This window comes from Dactylosporangium sp. NPDC000244 (genome assembly GCF_040300725.1).
Lineage (GTDB): Bacteria > Actinomycetota > Actinomycetes > Mycobacteriales > Micromonosporaceae > Dactylosporangium.
In genome coordinates, this window is sequence record NZ_JBEPEH010000053.1 from 51,157 (window position 1) to 69,105 (window position 17,949).

Annotated in this window: 18 protein-coding genes; 2 read left to right on the plus strand and 16 right to left on the minus strand. The window is 69.3% G+C overall.

Features of this window, described 5'->3' with window-relative positions; all coding sequences use genetic code 11:
* Positions 1–4: 4 nt before the first annotated feature.
* The 7 genes from mftD to mftA are packed head-to-tail and all read right to left on the minus strand — an operon-like array spanning position 5 to position 5,739.
* The gene (gene mftD / locus ABT369_RS50170) at positions 5–1,177 is read right to left on the minus strand and encodes a pre-mycofactocin synthase MftD (protein ID WP_350624424.1); all 1,173 of its coding nucleotides are present in this window, start codon (positions 1,175–1,177) and stop codon (positions 5–7) included.
* On the minus strand, positions 1,174–2,628 hold the full coding sequence (mftF, locus tag ABT369_RS50175; protein ID WP_350624426.1) for a mycofactocin biosynthesis glycosyltransferase MftF: 1,455 nt from the start codon (positions 2,626–2,628) through the stop codon (positions 1,174–1,176). Before mftF ends, mftD begins: the two co-directional genes overlap by 4 nt.
* Positions 2,625–3,428, minus strand: coding sequence for a mycofactocin-coupled SDR family oxidoreductase (locus ABT369_RS50180; RefSeq protein ID WP_350624428.1), 804 nt, complete (start codon positions 3,426–3,428; stop codon positions 2,625–2,627). Before ABT369_RS50180 ends, mftF begins: the two co-directional genes overlap by 4 nt.
* Positions 3,407–4,102 (minus strand): mycofactocin biosynthesis peptidyl-dipeptidase MftE, encoded by a 696-nt coding sequence (mftE, locus tag ABT369_RS50185; RefSeq protein ID WP_350624430.1) that lies wholly within the window; start codon positions 4,100–4,102, stop codon positions 3,407–3,409. The genes ABT369_RS50180 and mftE overlap by 22 nt, the downstream gene beginning before the upstream one ends.
* Positions 4,099–5,289, minus strand: a complete 1,191-nt coding sequence (gene mftC / locus ABT369_RS50190; protein ID WP_350624432.1) for a mycofactocin radical SAM maturase — start codon at positions 5,287–5,289, stop codon at positions 4,099–4,101. The genes mftE and mftC overlap by 4 nt, the downstream gene beginning before the upstream one ends.
* Positions 5,286–5,582, minus strand: a complete 297-nt coding sequence (mftB, locus tag ABT369_RS50195; RefSeq protein ID WP_350624434.1) for a mycofactocin biosynthesis chaperone MftB — start codon at positions 5,580–5,582, stop codon at positions 5,286–5,288. Before mftB ends, mftC begins: the two co-directional genes overlap by 4 nt.
* A gap of 4 nt (positions 5,583–5,586) precedes the next feature.
* The gene (gene mftA / locus ABT369_RS50200; RefSeq protein WP_350624436.1) at positions 5,587–5,739 is read right to left on the minus strand and encodes a mycofactocin precursor MftA; all 153 of its coding nucleotides are present in this window, start codon (positions 5,737–5,739) and stop codon (positions 5,587–5,589) included.
* Between the two features lie 150 nt (positions 5,740–5,889).
* Between mftA and mftR the strand changes: the two genes are divergently transcribed.
* Positions 5,890–6,528 (plus strand): mycofactocin system transcriptional regulator MftR, encoded by a 639-nt coding sequence (mftR, locus tag ABT369_RS50205; protein ID WP_350624438.1) that lies wholly within the window; start codon positions 5,890–5,892, stop codon positions 6,526–6,528.
* A gap of 618 nt (positions 6,529–7,146) precedes the next feature.
* On the opposite strand, the gene ABT369_RS50210 is transcribed toward mftR, so the two are convergent.
* From ABT369_RS50210 to ABT369_RS50250, 9 genes are all read right to left on the minus strand, one after another.
* Positions 7,147–7,860, minus strand: a complete 714-nt coding sequence (locus ABT369_RS50210; protein WP_350624440.1) for a GntR family transcriptional regulator — start codon at positions 7,858–7,860, stop codon at positions 7,147–7,149.
* 120 nt (positions 7,861–7,980) lie between these two features.
* Positions 7,981–8,847, minus strand: coding sequence for a mycofactocin-coupled SDR family oxidoreductase (locus tag ABT369_RS50215; protein WP_350624442.1), 867 nt, complete (start codon positions 8,845–8,847; stop codon positions 7,981–7,983).
* A gap of 24 nt (positions 8,848–8,871) precedes the next feature.
* Positions 8,872–9,822 carry a zinc-binding dehydrogenase gene (locus ABT369_RS50220; RefSeq protein ID WP_350624444.1) on the minus strand — a complete coding sequence of 317 codons (951 nt, stop codon included), beginning with the start codon at positions 9,820–9,822 and terminating at the stop codon, positions 8,872–8,874.
* Between the two features lie 10 nt (positions 9,823–9,832).
* Positions 9,833–10,906, minus strand: coding sequence for an alpha/beta hydrolase (locus ABT369_RS50225; RefSeq protein ID WP_350624446.1), 1,074 nt, complete (start codon positions 10,904–10,906; stop codon positions 9,833–9,835).
* Between the two features lie 64 nt (positions 10,907–10,970).
* On the minus strand, positions 10,971–12,032 hold the full coding sequence (locus ABT369_RS50230) for an ABC transporter permease (RefSeq protein WP_350624448.1): 1,062 nt from the start codon (positions 12,030–12,032) through the stop codon (positions 10,971–10,973).
* A complete protein-coding gene (locus tag ABT369_RS50235) occupies positions 12,029–13,582 on the minus strand; it encodes a sugar ABC transporter ATP-binding protein (protein ID WP_350624450.1) in 1,554 nt (517 codons plus the stop codon). The genes ABT369_RS50230 and ABT369_RS50235 overlap by 4 nt, the downstream gene beginning before the upstream one ends.
* Complete coding sequence (locus ABT369_RS50240; RefSeq protein WP_350624452.1) at positions 13,582–14,769, minus strand: sugar ABC transporter substrate-binding protein; 1,188 nt, start codon at positions 14,767–14,769, stop codon at positions 13,582–13,584. Before ABT369_RS50240 ends, ABT369_RS50235 begins: the two co-directional genes overlap by 1 nt.
* Before the next feature lie 252 nt (positions 14,770–15,021).
* Entirely contained in the window at positions 15,022–16,533 is a 1,512-nt protein-coding gene (locus ABT369_RS50245; RefSeq protein WP_350624454.1) for a long-chain-fatty-acid--CoA ligase, read from the minus strand.
* Positions 16,534–16,596: 63 nt separating this feature from the next.
* Positions 16,597–17,535, minus strand: coding sequence for an alpha/beta fold hydrolase (locus tag ABT369_RS50250; protein WP_350624456.1), 939 nt, complete (start codon positions 17,533–17,535; stop codon positions 16,597–16,599).
* A 230-nt stretch (positions 17,536–17,765) separates the two neighbouring features.
* Here ABT369_RS50250 and ABT369_RS50255 point away from each other — a divergent pair, with 230 nt between their 5' ends.
* Positions 17,766–17,933, plus strand: coding sequence for a hypothetical protein (locus ABT369_RS50255; protein ID WP_350624458.1), 168 nt, complete (start codon positions 17,766–17,768; stop codon positions 17,931–17,933).
* The last annotated feature ends 16 nt before the right edge of the window (positions 17,934–17,949 follow it).

The following is a 17,949-nucleotide window of genomic DNA, read 5'->3' on the forward strand; positions in this document are numbered from 1 at the left end:
GCGATCAGGCGCCGAGCGTCCGCGTGAAGTCCGGCGGGATGACGAGGTCCTCGGGCCGTAGCTCGCTGATCGAGGCGCGGCCGAGGCCCATCAGGCCGGAGTCGAGGCCGCTGCGCAGGATGTCCAGGACGTTCTGCACGCCTTTCTGGCCGTTGGCGGCCAGGCCCCACAGGTAGGCGCGGCCGATCATCACCGCACGGGCGCCAAGGGCTAGGGCCTTGAGCACGTCGCTGCCGCGGCGTATGCCGCCGTCGAGCAGGATCTCGATCTGGTCGCCGACGGCGGCGGCGATCGAGGGAAGGACGCGGATCGTCGCCGGTGTGCCGTCGAGGTTGTTGCCGCCGTGGTTGGACACCGAGATCGCGGTGACGCCGGCGTCGACGGCGCGCCGGGCGTCGTCGACGCGGGTGACGCCCTTGAGCATGAACGGGCCGCCCCACTGTTCCCGCAGCCAGGCCACGTCCTCCCAGCTCGGCGGCGCGGACTGCATCCACTCGAAGTACGCGCCGAAGAAGGTCGGTGGCTGCTTGCCCTCGTCGGCCATGTTCGGCACGCGCAGGTCCGGGACGTGTCCGGTCTTGACGAATGCGGCGAGCCACCGGGGGTGGGTCAGCGCCTCAGGCGCGAAGCGTAGTGCCTCGCGGAAGGTGAGCTGCTCCGGGATGTGCGGGCTCCCCCAGTCGCGGCCGTTGGAGAAGGACCAGTCGAGCGTGGCGATGAGGCCGACCGCGCCGGCCCGTCGCGCCCGGTCCATGCGCGCGGCCATCTGCTCGCGGGTGCCGACCCAGTACATCTGGAAGAACGTCTGCGGGTTGGCTTTGACGACCTCCTCGATCGGCTTGCTCGCGAACGAGCTGAGGCCGATCGCGGTGCCGCGCGCGGCGGCGGCGCGGGCCACGGCGACCTCGCCGTCGGGGTGCACGGCCTGGACACCGGTGGGCGAGATAATCACGGGAAGGGAGATCGACTGGCCCATGACGGTGGTGGCGAGGTCGCGCTTGGCGGGCAGGCCGGCGACATGGGGTGCGAGGCCCAGCGCGTCGAACGCGGTCTGGTTGTCCTCCAGTGTCAGGCCCTTCTCGGAGCCGGCGACCAGCGCGTCATACACCGACTTTGGCAGGTGCTTGCGGGCCCGGCGCTGAGCGACGGCCACCGTCTCGAACCATCCGCTGCTCATGTTGTACTCCGATCGGAAGGACGGCCGCCCACAATGACCGGACGGATTGCGGAAAGCGTGCGGTGGCGAACGGAGCCGAACCACACGCCGCTGCCGTAAGCGATGTCGTCGGCGATCGACGCCGCCGTGAAGCGGGCCGGGTCCAGCCGGGGACGGTGCCGGCACCAGCCGGCGAGGCCGGGGCCGAGCAGCAGCGAGGCGGCGGCGAGCCGTCGGGTCCACGGGCGCCGCTCGTGGGGGACCGCGGGCGCGAGGACCGCTGCAAGCAGTAGCGGCGAGGCGAACTGCACGCTGTAGCGGCCGAGGTTGAGCCAGGTCCGATAGGTGGCGCCGAGCATGGCGGGCACGGCGTCGCGGACCGGATCGCCGGGCACGTGAGCCCGGTGCAGTGTCCGAGCAGCCGAGGCGACCGTGGCGGTGAACGCGGCGCCGGCGGCCAGCGGCCGGCGGGCGAGCAGAGCGGCGACGGTCGCCGCCGGCAGCGGCGACACGATCAGCGGTGGCATCTCGGCGGGGTGCCGCTGGGCCAGGTGCGGGGCGGAGGTGCCGTATCGGAATCGCCGGGATAGCAGTGCCGGCCAGGTCTTTGGCTCGTCGTGCTGCACCTGTACCGCGGGGTCGTACCGGACCCGCCAGCCCGCGTGGTGCAGCCGCCAGATCAGGTCGACGTCCTCGCCGACGGGCATCGCCGGGTCGAACACGTCGCCGCCGCGGGCCACGTGGAGCAGCGCGGCCCGCCGCACCACCAGCGCGGCCGTCGGGACGTAGGCGACCCGGGTCAGCGGCACAACCCGGGCCTCGCGCTCGCCGAGGTCCAGGCTGCCGCACGCCCGGTTATATCGGCCGATGGCAGTCGCCGGCGCGGCGGTGGGCAGCGGGACGATGCGCGGCGCGGCGACCGCGACCAGCGGGTCGGCGAGGTGCGCGGCGAGCCGCTCGATCCAGCCGGGCACGGGGATGCAGTCGCTGTCAACCATGACAACGATTTCGGTGCTGACGTGCCGCACGCCGGTGTTGCGGGCGGCACCCGCGCCGCCGTTGTGCGGCCTGTGTACGACCGTGGCGCCGTGCCGGGCGGCGACCGCGGCGACCGCGCGTGGGTCCCGGGAGCCGTCGTCGACGACGATCACCGGGTAGTCGCGGCCGAGCCCGGCGAGGCAACGGTCAAGCTGTGGCACACGGTCGCGGACCGGGATGACCACGGTCGCGTCGGGCCGCTCGCGCAGCGCCGGCGGCCGCGGATGCAGCAGGCCGGCGTCGGTGAGCTTGCGGGCGAGGGCGCCGCCGACGGCAGTGCTAACCGGACCGCACTGCAGCTCGCGTAGGGCGCGGCGCCCGGCCGGTGCCAGCCGCAGGATGCGCGGCGGCGCACCGCCCGACAGCGTCGCATCGTCCAGCAGCCGTGCGCCGGCATCGAATCCCACCCCGAACCCGATTGGCAGCGGTGTCACAATGCCAGCCCTCCGTCGACCGGGACGACCGCGCCGGTCATGCCGCTGCCGCCCGGGCCGGCGAGGAACGCCAGCACGGCGGCGACCTCAGCCGGGTCGAGCAGGCGGCGCATCGGCTGCTGCGCGGCGAACATTTCGGCGTCGGCGAGGCCGTAGAGTCGGGCGCTCTCGTCGAGGATCGGCGTCGCGGTGGAGCCGGGGCTCACCGCGTTGGCCGTCACCCCGGTGTCGCCGAGCTCGACGGCAAGCGCGCGGATCAGTCCGGTGACGCCGGCCTTCGCGGCGCAGTACGCGGCGAGCATCGGCAGGCCGCGGGTCGCGGCGGCGGAGGCGACCGCGAGGAACCGGCCGGACCGGGGCTCGGGCCGACGCAACAGCGCGGGCACGGCGGCGCGGGCCAGCGACACGACACCGCCGAGGTCGACGTCCAGGACCGCCCGCTGGTGGGCCGCCGGCACCTGCCACAGCGGCGCGCCGCCGGCGATCACCCCAGCGACCGCGAGCGCGGCGTCCAGGCCGCCCCAGATGCGTTCTGCCGCGAGTACCGCCGCATCCACCGCCGCCGGATCACGCACGTCCGCGACGAACGCGCGGACCCGGCCCGCGCTTCCGGCCCGCCGGTTGCCCTCGGCGACCACCGCCTCCAGCTCGTCCCGCGTGCCCATCGGGTACGGCAGGTCGGGGTTGTCCGCCGCGACGTCCACCGCGAGCACCGACCAGCCGTCGTCGGCCAGTGCCAGCACTGTGGCCGCGCCGATCCCGCGGGCGGCGCCGGTTACTAGCGCCACCCGGCCCGCCATGCCGCCACCTCCTCGATCAGGCTCGATGCGAGCGTGTCGAGCAGCCGCGATCCCTCCGCCGAGGTCGCGCCGGCGGGATCGCCGAGGACCCCGACCGGGCTGACCGACCGGACGCCGCCGGCCCGCAGCAGCGGCATGAGTTCGCCGATCGGTCGCGTGTCCCCGGCCACCGCGTCGGCCATCGACACGCGTTGCGGTGTCAGGGACAGCAGCATGGCCGTCTCGGTGCGCCCGGCATGGGGTTCGCCTTCCCAATGTGGCATGTGTACCAGCACGTCGTGCGACTCCGCGCGCAGCCGGTCGACCGCACGCGTTACCGCCTCGGCGTTGCCCCCATGGGCGGAGACGAGCAGGACCCGGCCGAACGTCTCGCAGGCGGAGCGGACGAGCCGGGTCACCAGACGTTCCAGCACGTTCTGCCCAATTGAGAGCGTTCCGGCGAAACCGGCGTGCTCGTCGCTGGCGCCGTACGGCACGGGCGGTGCGATCAGGATGTCGTCGCGGGCCGCGGCGAGCCGGCGGCACAGTGCGACGGCGACGTCGGTGTCGGTGGACAGCGGCAGGTGCGGGCCGTGCTGCTCGGTCGAGCCGAGCGGGACGGCGAGGATCGCCCCGGCGGCGGCACGCTCCCGCACGACCGGCCACGGCAGGTCGGCCACCCAGACCTCGCTCACGGTGCCGCCGAGGCAAATCCCGCCAGCGGGTTCTCGTCGCACGCCCGATCGGGGCGCCGCCGGTTCAGCGTGATCGGGACGGGACGGCCGCGATGTGAGTGGTCGCCCGACGGCCGGGGCGCGCCGCCGGGTGCGGTCGCGTCCAGCGCGGCCTCGCCGTGTCCCTTGACGCACTCCGGATCCGGACCGTCCAGCGGCAGACCGGTGAAGAACTTGGCGGCCATGCAGCCGCCCCGGCAGGCGTCGAACGCCGAGCACGACTGGCACGCGCCGCCGGTCTGCGGGCGGCGCAGATCGGCGAAGAGGGCGGATTCGCGCCAGACGCGGGTGAACCCGCCATCGGCGCGGACGTTGCCGGCGAGGAAGTTGTCGTGGATCGCGAACGGGCAGGCGTAGACGTCGCCGACCGGGTCGATCAGGCAGACGACCCGGCCTGCCCCGCACAGGTTGAGCCCGGGCAGCGCCTCGCCGTACCCCGACAGGTGGAAGAACGAGTCGCCGGTCAGCACTCCTTCGCCCTTGGCGACCAGCCAGTCGTACAGCACCCGCTGCTGGGCGGCGGTCGGATGCAGCTCGTCCCAGACGTCGGCGCCGCGGCCAGACGGGCGAAGCCGGGTGATCCGCAGCTGGGCACCGAAGCGATCGGCGATCGCCTTGAACGCGTCGAGTTGGTCGACGTTGTGCCGGGTCGTCACCACGGAGATCTTGAACCCGCGGAACCCGGCGTCGGCGAGGTATTGCATGGCGCGCATCGCCGTGTCGTAGGAGCCGGCGCCGCGCACCGCGTCGTTGACCTCGGCCGTTGCTCCGTCCAGAGAGATCTGCACGTCGACGTAGTCGCTGGCGGCGAGGCGCCGAGCCACCTCGGGCGTGATCTTCACGCCGTTGGTGGAGAACTTCACGCCCACATGGTGGGCGGTCGCGTAGTCGACCAGCTCCCAAAAGTCGGCCCTGACCGTCGGCTCGCCACCGCCGATGTTGACGTAGAAGACCTGCATCCGCTCGAGCTCGTCGATCACGGCCTTGCACTCGGCGGTACTCAGCTCGCGCGGGTCGCGCCGCCCCGAGCTGGACAGGCAGTGCACGCACGACAGGTTGCAGGCGTAGGTCAGCTCCCAGGTCAGGCAGATCGGCGCGTCAAGCCCGAACTGGAACTGCTCGACCAACGGCAGCGCGGTGACACTCATGCGTCCTCACCCCTCTCACAGATCATGTGTGACCCCGCGAGCGTCGCCAGGGCCCGGCGGTACGCGGGCAGCTCCTCCGGGCAGACCCCCGCCGATCGGCAGGCGTCGTCGGCCGTCGGGGCGTCCGCCAGCCCCTTGACCACCGTGAGCAGCGTCGGGCTCTTCAGGAACGACAGACGGCGAGTGCCGAAGTGGTACAGCAGCGCGCCGAAGCGTTCGGGCCGGACGGAGACCTGGGGGTGCAGGCGCCATGGGGCACGCGGATCGAAGCCGGCCGGAATCGGCGCCGCCACGGGCTCAGTAGACACCGCACATGCCGTCGATCGACACCTCCTCGACGAGGAAGTCCTCCTCGACGAGCGCCTCGACGAGCTCCGAACCGTCCTCGCCCGCGGCTGCCGCCTTGTGTCGGTCGGTGACGATAATGGCCGGTTCCAGGGGTGGATTCATCGGGGACTCCTTGCGGTGTTGGGGCGTTCCGCTCCTTATATTCGTCACCAACTGACGAATATAAGGACGGTAGCCTGCGGACGCGTCCGCTACAAGAGGTCGCCGGTGCCGGGCGTGCACCGGCCTCGGCCGGTGCGGGAGACTGCATCCATGACCGAGTCTGTTTCCCGCCGTGGGCGACCCCCGGGCACGAGCCGGCGCCAGCTGGAGCGCATTGCACTGCGGCTGTTCGCTGAGCACGGCTTCGACGAGACCACGGTCGACCAGATCGCCACCGAGGCAGGGATCAACAAGCGCTCGTTCTTCCGGTACTTCGACTCGAAGGCCGCGGTGCTGTGGGGCTCCTTCGACGCGGAGGTCGACGCGCTGCGCAAGGAACTCGCCTCGGCGCCGCCCGGCACCCCGGTCATGGAGGCCATCCGCAAAGCGGTGGTCGCCGTCAACCACTACCGCGCCGAGGACGTGCCCGAGCTGCGCGCCCGGATGAAACTGATCGGGTCGCTCCCCGGCCTCAACCTCGGCGCGGCGAAGCACTACGACGCCTGGGAGCGGGTGGTGAGCGAATACGTCGCGCAGCGGGTCGGCCAGCCGGCCGACTCGCTCTACCCACTCGCTGTCGGGCGAGTGACACTGGCGGCGTGCCGGGCCGCCTACGAGCGATGGGTCGCACGCGCCGACGCGAACCTCACCGTGTACCTCGACGCCGCGCTGCTCGCGCTGGCCGCGGGCTTCGCCGAACACACCTTCACCGAGGAGCCGATGCCGCGCCGCCACCACGCGACCCCGTGACGAACGCTATGTCTTCTTCAGCCCCGTCTTTGGTCGTGGGAGTGCGGCGAGCCGGGTGAAGGCGTGACCAGTTCTGCCGCCCAGGGCCAGTTGTCGGCCATGCGGAGCCGGGGTTGGCGGCTGCTGCGGGCGATTTGGGCGGCGACGCGCAGGAGCCGGCAGCGCAGTCCTTCGGCTCGGTGGTGGCCATTTCGAAGTACTGGATCGGACCCCGCCCATTGCGCCGTTACACAACTTCCCGGTTGACCACGTTGTGTGATATGCCGCCCGGACGAGGCGTGGGGCGCCGACGGTCCACATCGCCGCAACCGCTCGCCTCGTCCGAGTTACGCCGGAGAGCGCACTGCCCCGTTTTGCGGTGCATGTCGTGCTCGCAGAGGATGTCGCCCCCGGCAGACCCCGGCACTATCGGGGCGCAGCCGGACCAGCCGGCCGTGGCGATCGCCACCGAGGATGCCGGGGCGTACTTCGGTTGGACGAGCCGGTTCCTCGGACTGGACGTACCGGCATCCGGCACCCGCACGCAGCAACTGCCCAGACTTGAGCCCCTCCAGCCCGACGCCGCTGGAGGACATGACTGCCGACGCCTACACCTGAGTCGCTATCGGTTGTATCGGTTCACCGCCCCGGAGTCTCGCCGGCAGCCTGTTCCACCCAGCGTGCGGTGGCGTCGATCGAGGTGCGGATGTGCGCCGCCATCAGGCGCCGGGCCCGCGGGCCGTCCTGGGAGAGGATCGCGTCAGCGATGGCCTCATGCTCCTTGAGGTTGCGAGTGATCAGCCGTGAGTTTCCCGCGTAGGCGGCGAAGGACAGGTTGTGTGGCAGACGGCGACGCAGTTCGTTGATGGTCAGCGAAAGGTAGGGGTTTCGGGCCGCCTCGAGAATGACGGAATGGAACTCTTCGTTCGAGACCGCCCACTGCTCGGCCTGTTCCGACGGTGACCCGCCGAGCGATTCGCGGAAGGTCTCCCACGAGCCGGTCATGCGCTTGATCTGAGCATCGTCCATCCGGTCCGCGGCCAACTCCGAGGCGAACCCTTCCAATTCGGCGCGCACTTCGCCGATCTCACGGATGTCCTGCCCCGATTGTCCGTTGACCTGCGCACCCCGGTTCGGTGCGATCGTGACGAGGCCCTGCGCGGCAAGGATCCGCAAGGCCTCGCGGACCGGCGTCCGGCTGATCCCGAGTTCCTCGGCGAGCGCGCCGTGCCGCAGCCACGTGCCGATCGGGATCTCACCGGAGAGGATGCGACGCTGCAGGTTGGCAACGACCACGTCACTGAGGGACTCCCCGTTACCCGAATCGCGGATCAGGATTGCACCATCGGACACCAAATCCCACCCTACCAGTTCCAGATCTTCGAGAACACGAACACAACACATGTTAATGCATTCAATTCATGCACGATTGAATGCACCGCCGACCTTGTGCGCCGACTGCGAAGACTTGGCTCAGTCGCGCGCCGGCCAAGGGTTGAATCCGGGCAGCGTGAGATGGCCCGCGTCGACCGGAAGCTCGATCCCGGTCACGTAGCGGGCTTCGTCAGAGCTGAGCCAGACTGCGGCGAGGGCGGGCGCGCTCACTGGGATCACCCCAGTGTTCCGAAGCACGGTCCACTTGTGGAGGGCCTCGAGGTAGTCCTCGCGGGTCCCGTGCGGCTTCCCGCTGGCCCTGCTCCAGCCCGTTTGGTGGTCATTGATCTTGGTGTCGGTCGTGCTCGGCAGGAGCGCGTTCACCCTGATCCCGTATGCGCCCAGCTCCAGCGCCGCGGTCCGCATCAAGCCGATGACACCGTGCTTGGCGGCCACATAGGGGGCGCTGAACGAAGCTCCTTCCTTGCCCAGGTTGGAGGACGTGAAGACCATCGATCCGCCCTCACCCTGACGGATGAGGTGAGGGGCAACGGCCTTGGCGCTTCGCCACACACCCTCCAGACACACCGCGATCTGGTCCGTCCAGGCCTGGTCCGAGGTCTCCCAGAGTGGGCTGGACGACCAGTCGTAGATCCCGGCGTTCGCCACGAGGATGTCGATACGGCCGAGTTCGGCCACGGTGGCGTCCACCGCCGAGTCCAGGGCCTGCTGGTTGCGCACGTCGGCGATGCGGGCGATGCAGCGTCGGCCCTGAGCCTCGACGAGCGACTTGGTTTCTTCCAGGTCATCCTTGGTGGCGAGCGGGTAGGGGACGGACGCGATGTCGGTCCCGATGTCGACCACGGTGACGTCTGCGCCCCGCCGGGCGAATTCGACCGCGATTTCCCTTCCCTGCCCGCGGCCTCCGCCGGTGACGAACGCGACCTTGCCTTCGAAGTTGCTCATTGGATCTCCTTTACCAAGGCGGATTTAGTTGATGTCGAGTACGGCCTTGCCGCTGATACGACGGTTCAGCAGGGCCGTGTACGCCTCCTCGGCCCGCGACCAGTCACCCCTCCAGCCGATCTGCGGGTCTAGCTCGCCGGCGGCGACTCGGGCGGCCAGCCAGTGCAGGTCGGGACCCAGGCCGCGCAGGTCTCCCAAGAAGAAGGTGACGATGGCGCGATCGTGCCGGCCCTCGTCTCCGAACAGGTCTCCGAAGTCAAAGGTCTCCCCCTGCCTCGATGAATGTCCGATAGCAACAAGAGTTCCGTGTGGGGCGAGCCTGCGGAACGCGTCGACCAACTGGCTGCCGCCGACCTGGTCGAGAACACCGTGAACGGGTCGGACCACCTCGGCCGGGGTGGCGACGATCTCGTTGGCGCCGAGCCGGCGGAGGGTCTCGCCGTGGGCATCGGGGTTGCTGGTCGATGCCACGACCACTGCGCCCGCGTGGCGGGCCAACTGTACGGCGAATGTGCCGACCCCGCCGCTGGCGCCGGTGACGAGAACGCGCTTGCCGAGGATGGAGCCCAGTCGCGCCAAGCCGTGCAGGGCGCTCAGACCGGCGACGGGCAGTGTGCTCAGCACGCCGAAGTCCGCGCCTGCGGGCGCCTCGGCCAGGAAGTCGGTGTTGACGGCGCGGAGTTCGGCCCAGGCGCCTCCGATGCCTAGAGTCACGACGGTCGCGCCTGCGGCCGGGCCGGACCCGTCGGCGGCCGCCTCGACGACCACGCCGGCGGCGTCGTTGCCCATGACGGTGCCGTCCGGGATCTGCCGCAGATGGCTCCCCATGGTGCCGAACGCGTGGGCGACCTCACCGAAGTTCAACGCGGCAGCGCTGATCCGCACGAGAGCTTCGTGCGGCCCCGGCGTCGGATCAGGAACGTTCCGCACCTGCAGGATGGGGGCGGTGGCCCGGTTCAGGACGATCGCGCGCATGCTACTCCTCTCAGCGGGCCGCTGCGGCGGCGTCCGACTCCGGCACCGCCGGGGTGATGAGCCGCGCCGCCAGCCAGTCGGCGGCGCGGGAAAGCCACTCCCACCGGGCGTTGGCCACGTTGTGGTCGCCTGCGGGCACCAGCCGGTACTCGGCGTTCGGTGCGGTCGAGGCGATCCAGCGGCCGGTGAAGTCGCCTTGGACGAGAGCGTCCTGGCCTCCGTCGACGAGCAGAAGAGACTGCGTGATCGCGGGGATCGCCGCGGTGATGTCGAGCGAGTCGGCGAATTCGCGGGCGACCTGCTCGCTTCCCGCTCGGAAGGTCATCAGACTCTGCACGTACGGGTGCATGGCGGCCCAGGAGGCGGTGGCGAAGCCGCTGACCACGACCGCCGCCCGGATCCGAGGCTCGGCGGCCAGGCTGCGCAGCGCGTAGTGGCCCCCCAGGCTGGTGCCGAGCACGCCCACCGCGGCCGGGCTCCATCCCGGCACAGTCCCTGCGAAGGTAGCGTCCAGGGCCGCGCTGACCACCGCGGCGAAGTCCTGCGTCGGCGGGCGGCTGCCCGCCAGCTCGCCCTGGCCTGGCCCGTCCAGGGCGAGGGTGGCCAGTCCGCGTCGGATGAGCTCGTCCGAGACGGCGAGCGACTCCTCCTTCGCCCCATCGGCGCCTCCGAGAAGGATGACCAGGGGCACAGTGTCCCCATACCCTGGAGGCAGCCGCAGCACGCCGACGAACTCTTGGCCGACGACCCGGGCGCTGCGAGCATCCTGCAGATCGAGGGCCGCCTGCTGGGTTTCTGCGGCGTCCCGGTAGCTCGCGAAATCCGGTGAGGGGAACGCACCGGCGAAGTAGAACCACAGCGACGCAAGGCGATAGTTGTCTGCGGCGGTGATCACCCGACCGTCGTCCTGTGCCTCGCGCGCCGCCGACCGGTGTCGTTCGGCCGCCCCTCGGAAAGCCGCAGGCCACTCGGTCAGGTCCTGCAGCGATCCGGTTACCTGGTCGTACTCGTAGACGTCGATTCCAGCCGCGACTGCTCGCGATTTGGTGGCCGCAGCGAGTTCGGCGGCTGCGTTTTCTGTCATTTCGTCCCTTGAAGGTTGGACTAGCTCGGACATCGCCATTCGGGCGGTCTGTTTGGGAGACGGGCTAACCTCTGCTCGCCGCGAGCCGCTGACGGACGCGGTCGAAGTACACGGCCATCAGCAGGATCACGCCCGTCACGAGCATCTGCCAGCTGTTGTTGAAGCCCCGCAGAGCCAGTGCGTTGGATAGCACCTGCAGGAATGCGGTGCCGATCAAGGCGCCGTACACCGATCCGGCACCGCCGGCGACCGCGACGCCGGACAGCAGCGTCGCTGCTACCACATACAGCACGATCGAAGAGTTGCCGGCGGTGGGATCGGCGATGGTCTGTCGACCGATCGTCATGACCCCGGCCGCGGCGGCGCATGCGCCGCTGATCCCGTAGACGCAGGGAACGATCCATTCCCGGCGCAGCCCGGACAGTTCCGCCGCCTCGGCGTTGCCTCCGACCGCGTAGACGGAGCGCCCGAACACGGTGTAGCGCAGGGCAAGCCCCGCGACCAGGACCGCGCCGAGGGCGATGACGGCGCCGTAGGGAAGCACGGTCCCGATGACGCTGTTGCCGATCGCTGTGGCCAGGGCGTCCTGAGACATGTCGATCTGTTTGTCCTGCGCCCAGAGCAGGGCGATCCCGCCCAGAGCGGAGGCCGAGGCGAGCGTGACGACGAAGAAGGACATGCGCAGGCGGCCGATGAGGATACCGTTGATCCCGAAGCCGACAGCCGCGCCGAACAGCACCGTGAGCAGCAGGGCGAGCGGGGCCGCAACGCCAGCCAAGCGCAGCTTCGCGTAGACGATACCGCTGATGCTCAGGATCCCTCCCATGGAAAGGTCGATGCCGCCCGTCAGGATCACCATCGTCATTCCCACTACGAGCAGAGCCGGGACGGCGCTGGTTCTGAGCAGATTCGTGATGTTCGAAGTGGAGGCGAAGTTCGGCTCGGTCAGGACCTCCACGATGATCAGTAGGACGAGCAGAGCGCTGACGGCGATCATCGGGGCTGACGAGCCGGTGATCGATCGCTGCAGCCATGTGGCTGACCGACCGGTGACCGGTGAACGTGACTCGACTCGCGCACCAGCCTCGTCGCTCGCGGCGGATTGTCGCTGCACGGGACGGCTCATCGTGCTACCTCCGAGGCCGGCGCGGCGAACGCCATCGCGGTGATCGATTCTTCGCTCGCCTCAGTCCCGCGCTGCTCGCCGACGATGCGTCCACCCGCCATGACCAGGATGCGGTCTGCGAGCCGCAGGACCTCCAGCAGCTCCGAGGAGACGACGATGACGGCACCGCCGTCATCGGCGAGGGCCTCGATCAACGCGTAGATCTCAGCCTTGGCCCCGACGTCGACCCCGCGCGTCGGCTCGTCGAGGATGAGGATCGCCGGTCTGCGGGCGAGCCACTTCCCGATGGCGATCTTCTGCTGGTTGCCGCCGCTGAGTGTGCCCACCTCCACGTCCAGCCCGGCCGCCCGTAGCGCCAGTCGGCCGGCGATGTGCTTGGCGGCGCGACGCTCTCGCCCGGGACGCCGGATTCCACCGACGGCCATCCGGGACCAGGTCGCCATGGTGAGGTTCTCCTGGACGGTCATCGACAGCACGAGCCCGGATCGCTTGCGGTCCTCCGGAACAAGCGCAACCCCCGCTGCGACGGCCGCGCGCGGCGATCGCAGCTTGACCTGGCGACCATGAACCAGGACTTGGCCGCGGTAGGGCCAGCGCCCGAACAGCGTCTCGGCGAGGCTGGTTCGTCCCGACCCCGCTTGGCCCGCGATTCCCAGGATCTCTCCCGGCCGCACCGTCAGGTCGACGTTCTGCAGATTTTGGGTGTGCAATGCGGTCACCTGCAGAGCGGCTGGGGGTGCTGCGTTGGTGTGCCGGTGCTCGGGTCGATGGTTCCGGGTAGCGGGCCGCTGGAACAGCCCCGTCTGCTGTCGCCCGACCATCAGCTGGACCAGACCGTGTTCATCGATGTCCCGGGTCTGCTCGGTGGCGACGTTCCTGCCATCCCGCAGCACCGCCACTCTGTCGGTGATCTCGAAATAGTCCTGGAGCCGGTGCGTGATGTAGACGGCGGCCGTCCCGCTGGCCCGCAACTGCCGGATCATGGCGTGGACGGTGCTCGCCTCCTGCGCCGTCAGAGAGCTGGTTGGCTCGTCGAACAACGCCAGGCGGGGCCGGCGGCGCACCACCCGGGCGATGGCCAACATCTGCTGCTGATGCAGGGGCAGCCGCCCGGTGACTCCTGCCGGGTCGAGAGCGAGCCCGAGTGACTCCAGTTCCTCCCGAGCCAGCCGATAGGTTTCGCGCCACCTGACCAGACCGGCCCGCCGTGGCATCCGGCCGTCGAGGAGGTTCTCGGCAACCGTCAGCTCGGGCTGGATGAGCACCTCCTGCGCCACCAGCGCGATCCCGAGGCGGAGGGCGTGGGCCGGGTTGGCGATGGAGACGCGCTGCCCGTCGACGTACACCTCCCCGCTGTCGGGCGAGTACCGGCCGGCAAGGATCTTGAGCAGGGTGGACTTGCCGGATCCGTTCTCCCCTACCAGGCCGAGGACCTCGCCGGGCCTGACCGTCAGTCGGACGTTCTCGAGCGCCTGGACCCCGGGGAATCGCATGCAAATTCCCTCGACGTGCAGCAGGTCGTTCGACGTGCTCGCCGTATCCATTTCCATCAACCCTCCACCGGGCACGCCACGGACCCGCGTACGTCGTCGGGAACCTCCAGAACGGGCGTGTCGTCGCTGCGCAACATCGGCTGCAGTCCGGTCTTAGACATGTCCCGCCCCTCGGCGATCCCCACGGTACGGACCGCGACCGACGGCACCCGGGCCACGGTCTTCTTGCTGACGCACTTCGGGTAGAGCGTGATGTACTTCGGCGCCTTCTGCCCGGTCGCCAGGGCGATCATCACGTTGACGGTTTCCTGCAACTGCTCGGGCTGTCCCCAGAGGAAGGAATAGTCGATGGTGCCCTTCTGCAGCGCGTCGAGGCCGACCGCGTCGACGTTGTAGCCCACGATCGTGAGCCGGTCACGGATGCCGAGGTTCGACGCGGCCCGCGATGCGGCCACCGCATCGGTGTCGTTGTAGGCGGCTACACCGATGACCTTGGGGTGTTGCTGCATGGCGGCCTGGGCGGTGCTGAGGCCGCCGGCGATGTCGTCGGTCTGGTTCTGGTAGGTCGCCACGACCTTCAGCTTGTTCGCGCTGCACGACGCGAGTTCCTGGGTGAACCGCTTTTGCATGTCCAGCAGGTCCTGCTGAGGCTGTCCGTAGGCGCCGTAGATGACTTCTCCGCCGTCCGGGTACTTTGCGCAGAACAGCTTGGCGGCGTTCACCGCCGCGGTGAGGCGGTCCTGGTGGAACGTCGTAGCGGCGCCGGTGAGGTTCGTCATCTCCCCGGCGACGACCGGGATACCAGCGGCAGCCGCCCGCTTGCTCGGGGCTGTCATCACATCAGCGGTGAGCGGGTAGAACGTCACCGCGTCGGCCTTCTTGGAGGTGATCAGGTCCATCGCACTGATCATCGTGTTGAGTGGGTCATCGGCCTTGGCCTCGACGACGAGCGGTGTCGCGCCGCAGGCCTTGGCGGCCGCATTGAAGGCATCACTGGAAGCCTTCCCGGCAGCGTTGGAACTCCACACCGCGGCAAAGCCGAGTGTCAGGCCCTTGCCGCTGGTGCACGCGGTGGGCGGGCCGGCGTGGATCTCGTCGAGGATCTTGTCCGCCCCCGACTGCGTCACCGTGCTGTTGATGGCGTCGTCGGTGCCCGGCTTCGACCCGCCGGAACTGCAGGCAGACAGGATGGTCGCGGTCGCGACAGCGATCGCTGGCAGAAGGCGGCCGGTGAAGTGGTTCATGGTGCCCTCGGTTCTCTGCTCATTTGGCGTGGAGTGCTCTGTTCACGGGGTGTTGAGCGCTGATGGGGTGTGCAACGCTCATTGGGGTGTGGCGTGGACGTCGCGCTTGCCACGACGGTGAGCTGCTCCCCGACGGTCGCCGTCGCCTTGGCGACGACTGGGCTGCTCATATGGAATGCCACCTAGCTTCGATTGCGTTCGATCAGGCGGCGTTGGGTTTCAGTACACAACGATCGGGGGACTCTGCGCCGGCTACTGACGCAACGCGCGCTTGAGGATTTTGCCGGTCGGACCCTTGGGAAGGGCGGCGACGATGTGGATCTCGCGGGGGTTCTTGTAGCCAGCCAGGCGTTCACGGCAGTGAACGTGCAGGTCCCGGCTGTCGGCCGTAACTCCGGGCCGCAGCACGACGTGGGCGGTGACTTCCTCGCCCAATCGGGCATCAGGCCGACCGACGACAGCGGCCTCGGCCACCGCGGGATGTTCGTACAGGACCTCTTCGACCTCTCGCGGATACACGTTGTACCCGCCCCGGATGATCAGGTCCTTCAGCCGGTCCACGATGAAGAAGTAGCCCTCCTCGTCGCGGTAGCCGAGGTCGCCGGTGTGGAACCAGCCGTCGCGTATCGCGCGAGCCGTCTCCTCGGGCCGGTTGTGGTATCCCTTCATCACATTGTGGCCGCGGATCACGATCTCACCGACCTGCCGGGGCCCAGGCGGCAGCTCGGCGCCATCCGGGCCTACGATGCGCACCTCCACGCCCCAGATGGCTCTGCCTATGGAGAGCACCTTGCGCTGTTCGGCACTGACATTGAACGTCGCCACGCTGGCCGTCTCGGAGAGCCCATACCCCTCCAGGACGATGGCACCGGAGAACTTTTCCTCGAACTGCCGGATGACCTCGCCGGGGATGGCCGCGCCACCGGAGACAGCGGCGCGCAGGCTCGAGAGGTTGCGCCCTGCCGCGTCGGCGCGGAGGAGGGCGACGTACATCGTCGGAACGCCCCAGAAGACGGTGCACCGCAGTCGTTCGATGATGTCCAGGACCTCGTCGGGTTGGAAGCGGGGCACCAGAGCGAGGCCGGCGCCGTAACGCACCGCGAGGTTGAGGACCATGGACAGGCCGAAGACGTGGAACAGCGGCAGCACAGCCACGGACACGTCGTCGGGTCTGATACCGAACAGTTCGCCGGCGACCGTGCAGTTCATGAACAGCTGGAAATGTGTCAGCTCGGCGCCCTTGGGTTTGCCCGTGGTCCCGCTGCTGTAGAGCAGCACCGCGGTGTCCTCCGGCGCTGTCGGGTGGAGATCGGACTCGTCGTCTCCCGTGAGCAGGTCATCGAAGTGGGCGACGCCATCCGGCGCAGCATCGCTTGCGACGACGTGGACGGGCACGTCGCCGATGTCGCGTGCCGCTTCGGATGCCTGCTCAACGGAAAGCTCGTGGGTGATGATGAGCCTGGCCTGACTGTCGATGAGGTGATACCGCAGCTCGTGGGCGGTCAGCTGCGGGCTCAACGGGACCATGACCAGGCCGGCCCGGAGCGCCCCGAAGTACGCGATGACGAACTCGGGCACATTGGGCAGCTGCACGGCGATCCGATCCCCGGGGCGCAGCCCGAGCCGACGCAGAGCTGCGGCCAGCCGTCCCGATGCCGTGTCGACGGCGCGATAGCTCCATGAATCTGCGCCTGAATGCAGCAGAAGCCGGTCGGGGTTTCTGGCGGCCTGCTCGCGCAGTATCAAAGCCAGGTTGAACGACACTGCCCTCACGTCCCCTCGAAGCGTCGCAACTTAAGGTTTGTGCGGTCCGATACCAGCCAGCCTTCAGGCAGGCAGAGATCCGAGGAATCCGATCAGCGCGTGGTTGACGTCGCCCGGTCGTTCCTGCTGGATCCAATGCCCGGCGCCATCCACCACGATGTTGGCCCGCAGGTCGGTGAGCATGTCGCTGATACGCGTGGCCGGCATGAAGGACCGCACCGGGTCCTCCGAGCCGGTCAGAAACAGCGACGGCTGGTCGATGGTGAGCCCGGTGAGCTCGGCGCTCTGCGCCCAGTTGCGGTCGATGTTGCGGTAGTAGTTCAGACCGCCGGTGAATCCGGTGGTCTCGAAGGTTTGAACGAAGACGTCGAGTTCACGATCCGTGAGCCAGGGCGGACGTCTGGAAGCCGCGCTCAGCCAGGCCTGTGGCCCGCCGGTGACCGGCCAGCCGTCGAGGCTGAGCGACGTACGGACCGACCGCTCGAGCACCGCCTCGGCCACTGCCGGGTCTTGGAACCAGCACATGTAGAAGTCCTCGCCGAAGCGTGACCGCAGCACCTGCATGGGCGGGAGGGGTGGCCGAGCCGCCGGTGGCACGCTCAGGCCGGCGACGGCGCGAACGCGGTCGGGATACTGCAGCGCGAGATGCCAGACGACGTTGGCGCCCCAGTCGTGGCCGACGAAGACGGCATCGTCTGCGCCGGCCGCGTCGAGCAACCCGACCAGGTCGGCGCTGATCGTTCGCAAGTCGTACGCAGCCGGTGCGTCGGGGCGGGAGCTGCCGCCGTAGCCGCGCAGGTCCGGCGTGAGGGTGCGGTACCCGGCAGCAGCCAACGCGAAAACCTGGTGCCGCCAGGAGAATCCAAGTTCGGGAAAGCCGTGGCAGAGCACGACCAGTGGGCCAGTGCCGTGCTCGACCACGCGCAACTCGATGCCGTTGGTGGAGACCTGACGTGCACCCAGCCCGGCCCATGCCGTGACGGCGTCCACGGTGTCGTTCATGGTTATCGGCACCTCCGACATCTGTCTCTTCGCTCGTTCGACGCTTGGCTTCGGCCTACGCAGACCATAATCACTTGAGATGCAGCTTGTCTACAATCGGATGCAATATCGTGCTGGAATCTGATCCAGGCGCGGCAGCTACCGCAGTGTGGAGCGCATTCCTGTGGATCACGGCGAGGGCTGGCTGCGGGTTCCCATCTGGACCGACACGAACTGGAAATGCGTGCCCAGTGGCCGACGACCCGCGCGGGCCGTGGCCGAGGGACGCGCAAATCCGCAAGGCGATCCGCGGCTCGTTCGGCCGCTCGGGCATCGGTGGTGCGACAGCCACCGCCGACGCGGTCACGACGCTCGTGGAGGCCGTCGAGCCGCTGCTCCGCCTGCCACTCGGCGACTGAGTGCTCGAGCGGGCGT